Consider the following 2,685-nt stretch of genomic DNA (forward strand, 5'->3'; position numbering starts at 1 on the left):
GCATCTGCGCTTCAATTTCTTTTGAGTAAGGTTTTATCTTGGGTCGATTTTAAATAAAGTTTATGAGTTGCATCATTATAATTCTTAAATTGAACTTGCCTAAATTAATTTGTGCTCATTCCTAAGCGTAATAAAAATACTTGTTGTTTGGCGATTGCTCTCCCGATTTCACCATCTAATAAGTTTTGTATTTCTTGTCGCCATATGGGGTTAACATAGTTTAAATCGTGTAATAAGCGTAATTCGTTTTCTAGTTGAGGCAGATAATACGCATTACAGATATTGACTAATTGTTGTATATCGCGCATTTGCGGAATGCTTTTCTCTGTCGAATCTAAAAAACGAATATCAAAACTCAGGCTTTTACTGCGATTGGCAGGCAGACATTCCATTTTTAAAGGTATACCCTGACTTTCCATTTTTTTACGCTGTTGTTTTTTACGATTGACAATAAAGCGTATTTCCAAACCATTTAACTCATCTGGGTGTTGATAGGGGGCATCACTTATTTTTAAAAGCCTAAAAGGATCATCAGTAATATTTTGATACTCGATTAGTTTTTTTTGTAGCTGTTCGCCCGCATGCCTTGGTGCGCTGCGATTTTCATCAAAATTATGGTCTTTATGATCATTTAACTGGTCGAGTAAGGCGGTACGAATGGCTCCCTTAATACCACTGCCTGCAATATAAGGCTGTTGCGTATAAGGATTATAGGCATGACGCTGTATTTCTAAAATATTCTGTATTTTGCGCCCTTGCTTTTCATGTTGAGCTACTTTACCTACACGACTTTGATAAAAATGCTCCATAGCTTCTGTCACAGGAACAGAATGTGTCGCTTGTTCAATTAAAGCATCACTGTTTGCATAAATACCTGCTTGCAAAGCTTTTAACCCATCCGCTCCTTTTTGCATGGCTTTAGTGGCTAAGGCGTTTCTTTCCGCGAGGCTTAATGCTTGTATCATGCCTTCGGCAGAGAAATGATGTAATGCCCCGTCTTTAATGACATAGTTGGTTGGATAATAATCCTCACCACATCCAATATGTATGGGCGTTAAACTGGAAATCGTGCAATGTGTCGTCTGTAGCATAGATGTCATTTTAGCCTCGATTAATCAAATGAATGGGAGCATAACCTTGCTGCACCGTGGCGGTGATAGCTTTAGATACACCACTCATACCTTGCCCACACCAGCCTTGTTGAGTATCCATTGTTTGTGGTGTTAAAACGGCATCACTGTCTGCCATTAATATGGGGTTTTTAAAGGGGTTGTTGCTGTGTACTGCAAGATCACCATGCCGACCAAAACGGGTGAAAATTTGGTAATAGCAGTCTTCATCATGCCAAGATAAGCCTTGTGGCGTACAAGGGGCTAGTGTTAAAAAAGCATTGGCTTGTGGAAGGTTGAGCCTTTCTTGTTGACTGACATTTTTTAGGGTAAATTTCCCTAAACCACAGCTCGCTTCTTTACCGTAACCTTGCATACCCATGAGACTAAATACTTCTTGTAATTGCTCAATAGAAAAACGGTGTTCATCAATTTCTACCTGAATATTTAATACTACTTCAGGGTGATACCAAGTAATATAACGCTGAAAAGGGGCAAAGCCCTCACTACTGCCTGTTGTCCCCGTTTTTCGATTTAAACTATTATGGTTTTGGCTATCTTGTTGCATTAATTCACCTATTATCCCCATCGTATCTAACATTTCATTGGCGGTTAATGCCACGTTATGCCATGTATTCAAAGGTTGAGATAAAACCGATTCAGGAAACCATTTTTTACCTTTTAATTGCTTACGTTGTTTAGAGTCAGTAACATCAAAACCCAAGAGTGATAATGGCACGGTTGGACGTTGCAAATAGCCTTTGGGTGTCGCATCGGATACCACCATAAATGGTTTTTGTGCCGTATATCCTTCTAGCAGATTGCTTAATTGTTCTTCACCATAACAATGTCGAATCAACCAGCACGCCTGCCCAAATAAGGTATCCCCTTTTAGCGGAGTGGCAAAAGCGGTTTCTGGTTGTATGCTGAGTGTATATCGTTGCATAACAGTTCCTATTTAAATGGCTCTATTGCTTGATATTTCGCTTGCAAATCTTCCTTGTTTAAACGTAAATTTTGCCAGCTAATTTTTCCATACCCCCGAGAACCTGAACCGCCAATACCATCCATTGCTAATAATTTTAAGCCGGTTAAAACCATCTCAAGCAACTCTTCTTCTGTTTCATCTAAGACTTTAAAGGCTAATTTAAAATCAAAGATAGCGCCTGCGGGGACTCGCTCTGTTTGGCGTGGATTATTGGCTGTACCACTGATACGATCAATCGTATTTTCACTTTTTGCTTCGGTATAGAGCCAATTATTTTTATCTACTTTTTCAGCCCATTCTTTATTTAATGCACAATCCCAAAAAGAAAGTCTCGTAGGGCCAATTTCTTCTGCTAATTCGCTGTTTTTGCTGTCTCCCGATGCGCCAAATAATTGCACAATAGCCATCGCTTGGTCTTTTTTATCACCTTTTAAATTTTCTATTAACTCAATAGAAACAGGTTTTCCTTTACTTTCCCCTACTAAGGAATGTGCATGAAATAACTTAGGCAACTTATAAAGTTGTTGCGTCAGGAATGGCAGTATAATTCCATTGCCTCAGGTGCTCATCAAATACAATTCGCATTGA

The 2,685-nt window shown here is 39.0% G+C and carries 3 protein-coding genes; all 3 read right to left on the reverse strand.

The window, feature by feature from the left end; all coding sequences use genetic code 11:
* Positions 1-104: 104 nt before the first annotated feature.
* The 3 genes from csm5 to csm3 are packed head-to-tail and all read right to left on the reverse strand — an operon-like array spanning position 105 to position 2,609.
* Positions 105-1,100: a type III-A CRISPR-associated RAMP protein Csm5 gene (gene csm5, locus BQ7314_RS03465; protein ID WP_174482321.1), complete on the reverse strand. Its 996-nt coding sequence runs from the start codon at positions 1,098-1,100 to the stop codon at positions 105-107.
* 1 nt (position 1,101) lies between these two features.
* A complete protein-coding gene (gene csm4 / locus BQ7314_RS03470; protein WP_174482322.1) occupies positions 1,102-2,055 on the reverse strand; it encodes a type III-A CRISPR-associated RAMP protein Csm4 in 954 nt (317 codons plus the stop codon).
* Between the two features lie 8 nt (positions 2,056-2,063).
* Positions 2,064-2,609, reverse strand: coding sequence for a type III-A CRISPR-associated RAMP protein Csm3 (csm3, locus tag BQ7314_RS03475; RefSeq protein ID WP_245394905.1), 546 nt, complete (start codon positions 2,607-2,609; stop codon positions 2,064-2,066).
* Positions 2,610-2,685 lie beyond the last annotated feature (76 nt).

The sequence above is a fragment of the methanotrophic endosymbiont of Bathymodiolus puteoserpentis (Logatchev) genome (assembly GCF_900128525.1).
Lineage (GTDB): Bacteria > Pseudomonadota > Gammaproteobacteria > Methylococcales > Methylomonadaceae > Methyloprofundus.

What these genes read in the sequence shown, in the direction of transcription:
- csm5 (WP_174482321.1), bottom strand. Translation starts at nt 1,100, where the DNA reads ATGACATCTATGCTACAGACGACACATTGCACGATTTCCAGTTTAACG.
- csm4 (WP_174482322.1), bottom strand. Translation starts at nt 2,055, where the DNA reads ATGCAACGATATACACTCAGCATACAACCAGAAACCGCTTTTGCCACT.